The organism is Streptococcus mitis bv. 2 str. SK95 (assembly GCF_000222705.1).
In the GTDB taxonomy this organism is placed as follows: Bacteria; Bacillota; Bacilli; order Lactobacillales; family Streptococcaceae; genus Streptococcus; species Streptococcus mitis_AY.
On record NZ_AFUB01000028.1, the window covers coordinates 1 to 5,597 of the forward strand.

General features: G+C 36.7%; 6 protein-coding genes and 1 pseudogene. All 7 read left to right on the top strand.

Annotated features, from left to right (window positions below):
- A pseudogene (locus HMPREF9965_RS06805) lies at nt 1-917 on the top strand (type VII secretion protein EssC); the annotation flags it as partial.
- 15 nt (nt 918-932) lie between these two features.
- Entirely contained in the window at nt 933-1,292 is a 360-nt protein-coding gene (locus HMPREF9965_RS06810) for a TIGR04197 family type VII secretion effector (protein WP_000074591.1), read from the top strand.
- Nucleotides 1,292-1,648 carry a hypothetical protein gene (locus HMPREF9965_RS06815; protein WP_000855127.1) on the top strand — a complete coding sequence of 119 codons (357 nt, stop codon included), beginning with the start codon at nt 1,292-1,294 and terminating at the stop codon, nt 1,646-1,648. Before HMPREF9965_RS06810 ends, HMPREF9965_RS06815 begins: the two co-directional genes overlap by 1 nt.
- Nucleotide 1,649: 1 nt before the next feature.
- Nucleotides 1,650-3,326, top strand: coding sequence for a hypothetical protein (locus HMPREF9965_RS06820; protein ID WP_000240272.1), 1,677 nt, complete (start codon nt 1,650-1,652; stop codon nt 3,324-3,326).
- A 5-nt stretch (nt 3,327-3,331) separates the two neighbouring features.
- Nucleotides 3,332-4,204, top strand: a complete 873-nt coding sequence (locus HMPREF9965_RS06825; protein ID WP_004243529.1) for a hypothetical protein — start codon at nt 3,332-3,334, stop codon at nt 4,202-4,204.
- Between the two features lie 3 nt (nt 4,205-4,207).
- Nucleotides 4,208-4,519 carry a DUF4176 domain-containing protein gene (locus HMPREF9965_RS06830; protein ID WP_001060666.1) on the top strand — a complete coding sequence of 104 codons (312 nt, stop codon included), beginning with the start codon at nt 4,208-4,210 and terminating at the stop codon, nt 4,517-4,519.
- 509 nt (nt 4,520-5,028) lie between these two features.
- Nucleotides 5,029-5,430 carry a hypothetical protein gene (locus tag HMPREF9965_RS13355; protein WP_001037104.1) on the top strand — a complete coding sequence of 134 codons (402 nt, stop codon included), beginning with the start codon at nt 5,029-5,031 and terminating at the stop codon, nt 5,428-5,430.
- Nucleotides 5,431-5,597: the final 167 nt, after the last annotated feature.

Here is a 5,597-nt window from a genome sequence, read left to right on the forward strand (position 1 = left end):
TGAGCGAGGTACGGGCAATCGTGGGCTCTACGCCCCTTGCCATGACCATGGAAGATATCAAGGGACGGGCACTGATGAAGCGTGAAGAGGTGGATGTGATCCAGCTGGCTCTGCCCGTCTCTGGAGCCAATGACACCCAAGTCCTCAACAACCTGCGCCAGAAAGTCGCTTCTCTCCAAGAATCTTGGACAGGACAGCGCCCAAGTGCTATTCCGATGGTGCCGGAGGAGTTGACCATGGATGTATTTCTCAATTTGCCTACAACTCAAGAAGCAATTCAGAATCGTGAGTTGCCGATTGGTTTGGAGTTTGAAATGGTACAGAGTATTGCTATTTCGTTTAATCAATTAAAAAGCTTGATTTATCTGTCTGATTCTGCTGAGTCATTAGAAAATCAAACACATCATTTATTAAATACATCACTCTGTTTTGGAAAGAAATTAAGAGTGATGCTTGTAGATCCACTGGAGGAATATAGATCTTATAGTGAAAAAGTGTCAACGTATATTAGTAGTAAAAAAGAGATTTCTGAAATAGCTCAACAATTAATATTTGAGGTGAATCGCCGACTAGAAGGAGACTTATACTCTGATTGGTTGATTTTTATGCCAAATATAAAAGTAATTGTTGAACATGGTCTGTCAGAAAAAGATTTGGACTTTTTATTCAAAAATGGTTTGCGTGTAGGATTGCATTTTGTAATTGGTGGTGAGCATTCATATATTGGGAATAACATCCATGAAGTTCCGAAATATCTTAAATCCAATGCGCAGTGGGTTATGTTGGGGATGCGTTTAATGGATCAAATGTTTTTAGATAAACCTTATAATAATAGAGAAGCTCGACTAGAGTTGGATGAGGTTTATCTGCATGATCGTAAACAAGCCGTTAAATTAAAAATTACTAAAAATGACTAATTTGGAGGGATTCGTATGTCACCAATACAAAGTAAAGAAGAAGTAGCTAGTTCTATTGCATCTGGAATTGCTAGCTCATCTAGTAGTATTATATCTGGAAATAAAGTTGTTCTAGACCAATCGAGTGAGTATCCAGGAAATAGTACAGCTGCGGAGAAGATTCCTAAAGAAGCTGAGTACGCGTCTTCTATTGCAGAGGTTTTAAATGGATTTGTTTCACGGATACAGAGTACAGCCGCTGAATTTGTAGCAGTGGATAGTCAGCTTGCTGCAAACATAGATACCAATACTTCTGCGCTACCTCAAACAAGTGCAGTTCCAAAGAATAATACTACATTTGTTCCAAATACGAGCTATTTTTCAGAAGAGGAATAATGAAGACACTAACATTAGAAGAAATCGATAATAAATCAAAAGCACTGGATAATTCTCTAAATCAACTAAGTTTGGAGAAGAAGAAGGTTATTCGCAAAGAAAAGGAACTATTTGAAATGCATCGACAAAGTTTGCTTCCATTGCGACAAATCTTAGAATTGCCACTATCGTCAAAAGATTATCAAACTTATCAAGATTTGATAATGGACATAGGCAGTGTAGGTGCATTAGTAGAAGCGTGGTCGGAGGAACGAAAAGACTCAATCAAGAAACAAGAAGACCGGTTGGAAAGAGAGTTAGATGAACTCTCCCATGCTCGAAAGAAATTAATGATAGAACAGGAGTCGCAGAAGTAATATGGTAAAAATGGTATTAGGATCTTCTGATACGCAGGGTCAGACAATGGCTTCTGTGGGAGAAGCTAGAATAGCTTCCTACGATCAAGCAATTTCTGCATTATCAGCATTTGATAATGCAGGAGATTTGCAAGGGGCGGCCTATGATAGTGGTAAACAATATGGTATGAATGTAATCACTCCCTTGCTCAAGGGAGCTATCATGTACTCAGAATTAGTAAGCGAAGCTGTTCCAGCTCTTCCATCAAAATATCGTTCAGAAGTTGGAGATGATGACCTTGATTCAGAGGTACTTGAGAGTGAAATCCGTAGTCTTGAATCTAGTCTTCATAGTATTAGAGGGATGTACAATGCTATGGTTGGAGACGAATCTACAAGTGCAAGCACTTTAAGTAGTCTCTCAAATCGTATGGATGTCCTCCTAAAACAAAGAAATGAAAAAATGGATAAACTCCGTAAGCTAAATATGTTTGCTGGAAGCTCCAATGACGTTTTTTCTGTAGGGGAAGGTAGTAGCTTAGTTGATAACTTAGCTCAAAATCTCCAAACGGGTTTAAGTCAAATCCAAACAGAGTTTGCAAGTTTTAGTGGTACTTTTCCCAAGCACTCTGTGCATACTCTGGGATGGGCAAAGAATATCGAGGGTGAGTGGGAAAATAAGGTTAAGATTGATGGAGATTATAAGAAGGTTCTCAAAAAAATTGAGGATGGTAAGGGACTGACAGAGAAGGATATGGAGGTAATTCAATCCTATAAAAAACGTCATCCAAGTAAAGAGTTACCAGATACATTAGTTAATGCTATTGAGCAACACATCTATGAAAAGACATTAGCTGAAGCACTTGGTGATGATGGTGTTAAGTATAATACGAAGAATTGGTATGATGTAGTTACGGCAATCTCAGATAATGACTGGTTTAAGAGAGGAGCCCAAATACTTGGACTAACACCGAAAAGCTTGACTAAGGCTTTTCTACAATCGGACGGCGTCATAGGATTGCTGGGATCAGTTGATAAGGGGACAAAAGGTAGAAAATTTGTAAGTGGTGTAATGAGTACCATGGCTTGGTATGAATCACTAGGAAATAAGGGAGGGACACTGAAAAAGATTTTCGATGGTATTTCTGATATCGCAAGCCCTGTAGAAACTATTGTAAAAAAAGGATTGGAAGGTGCCAGAGATGCTGGAATGGCGAAATTTGGCAAATATATAAAAGGGGGAGAAGAAGCAACAGGCTTATTAGGAAAAGGGCTCAAATATTTCCCAAAAGTAGCTAAGGTTCTGGGGAAAGTAGGGACAGTAATGACGTTTGCTGATCTTGGGATTACAGCGATTTCTAGTGGAGTAGACGAATATAGCAAAACTAAGGATATAGGAAAAGCTGCTGGGAAAGGTGCACTTTCAGCTATAGCTAGTGTTGGTCCATTAGAAGGTGCAACGATAGGAGCTGCAATAGGTAGCGCAGTACCTATATTAGGAACAACTGCGGGTGCAGTAATAGGTGGAGTTGTTGGAGCAGCTATCCAAGGAATCAAGTGGTTTGAGCCTAAATTCTTTGATGATCCAGTACAGGGAACCAAAAATATTGTTAACAAGGTTGGAAACGGAATCAAAGGAGTTGCGAATGCAGTTTCCAACGGAATTGGTGGAATTGGTAAGGCACTAGGATTCGGGTGAAAAGTATGAAGAAATCAATTTTTAAAGCAAGTTTTGAAGAGAGTTTGAATCTAGAAGATGATGGTTTTTTACAGTATCAGAAAGGAAATGTTTTCTCTAAGTTAGAAACATATTATAGGGAAGGAAAGTCTAAACTAGTTCTTCATATTCAGAATATTGTTTTCACTCTTATCGGTCCTGTCTTTATAAACTTTATGATTCTTGTTTTCTCACTGTCCTTGCACGACTCTGATCCTAAAGATTTAAGATTGCCTATCTATCAACATCCATTACTAACAGCTGAGGTATATATAGTCTGTTTCTTAATTTGGGTATTTATCATATTGATTGGTAAAGTTTTTAGAAAAGCTTTTATACTGCCTTATCGTAATCATTTTCATGTCATCACATTTCTAATTTGGCTTAGTCTTGAATTTAATCTGTTAGCGATTGATATGTCATTACCAACTTTATCTATTTGGATGGTTGCTGCTATTTTTGTTTTTATTACTGTATTAGCCTATTTTATGTTTAGCCTTGAAATTGAAAGTCTTAAAAAACTGATGTATGGTAATGGGAGTGGCTCTTCTCTTCGCAACAAAATTGCCAATAAGATAGCGATTTATGGAATGAGTTTTTTGGGAATTGGAGTAATTATAAACTTTATTATAAAAAGTTTTTCCATAAAATTTTCAACTTCATTGGAAGGATTAGGTCTTTTGATAACATGGATTATCCTAAATATTGCTGTGATTGCTATGCTAATTTACATCGAATTTCCTAGTTATTTACAAGCATTCTACAAATGGAAATATCCTGAAGAATACCGCGAGTGGGAAGGAAAATCAGTGGAAGAATGGTATGGAAAAAAATATTTAAAAAACACAAGGAGTTATTAAAAAATGAATAATAAAAATACAGAATTATTACCGTTGGGAAGTATTGTCTATCTTCAAGAAGGAACGCAGAAATTAATGATTATTGGTCGTGGAGTTATCTTTGACGACGAGGAAACTGGAGAAAAAGCATTTGCTGATTATATGGGTATTTTGTACCCAATGGGCTTTCAAACGGAATCGACGCTTTTCTTTCAACATGAAAATATTGACAAAGTCGTTTTTGTAGGTTATTCAGATGAGGAAGAGGGACGTTTTTTAGAAGTTTATGAGAAGTGGACGAAAACACTCACGATTCCTAAGAAAGAGATAAAATAGAATTACAATGGAGTAACTATCATAGATTCTCTATATTGGATGTAGTAATGCTAATTCTGTCTTTTTGCTGAAAGCTTTGAAACCATTAAAAGTGTAACAAAATTCAAATAAGCTATATTTTTAGAGATTGTTAAAAATATCACTATACTTTAAATAAAAATAAAAAACGAGGAGCTGCTTTGACATTAAAGAAACTCCTCGTTTTTTAGTTATTCCTTTTCTTAAGTTAAAATGGTGTGGCTATAAGTATAAATTAATGGTGCAAAAATATAGCTTTGTTCCCATGGGAAGAGGTGTATTTTAATATTGTGGTATAATAGAACAAGAACATTTTCTTTCTAGTACCTTGAAAATTCTATATTTTTCGCTTGCTTATCTGCTCTGCTACTTACAAAAAAATATCCTGTCCCTTGCCGTCAACTTCCACCCTCATGATGTGGCTTTCTTGCTGATTGACTATAAGGGTAGGAGAAACCATTGAGAAAATTGGAGATTGTGTAATACCGTTAGTGAATAAATTAGATGGATTTTTAGGGAGTGCTAAATTTGCGAAAGCATTACCATTTGGATTAGGAGCGGGACTTGACTTTGCAGGGCAATTATTAGGTGGCGAAGATGTTGGAGATGCCGCAGTTAAGACAGGTGGGCATCTCCTGATTCAATTAGCTTTAGGTGCTGTAGGTGGTCCGATTGGTTTCTTTGCTGGTGTAGGATTGTCAATGGGATTTGATTATCTATATGATAAATATGGGGATAAAGTCGTGGAATTTGCTGGTGATGTTTGGGATGGAACAAAGAAAGTAGTAGGTGATACGATGAAATCTGTTGGTGATACAGCTGAGAAAATATGGGACAGTGCGGGAGATGCAGTTAATGGATTTTTCTCGGGATTAGGTAGTGTGTTTAATTAAAAAGGATGTACATATGGAAACAATTATTAATTTAGGGATATGGGAGAACAAAAATTATCATTTTGATTGGGAGAATAAGGTATTGCTAGAGGAAACATCTTCTCCTAATTACTGGTTTTATATTCTACTGCCTGTTACGCTATACATTATCAATAAAATTTCTGATA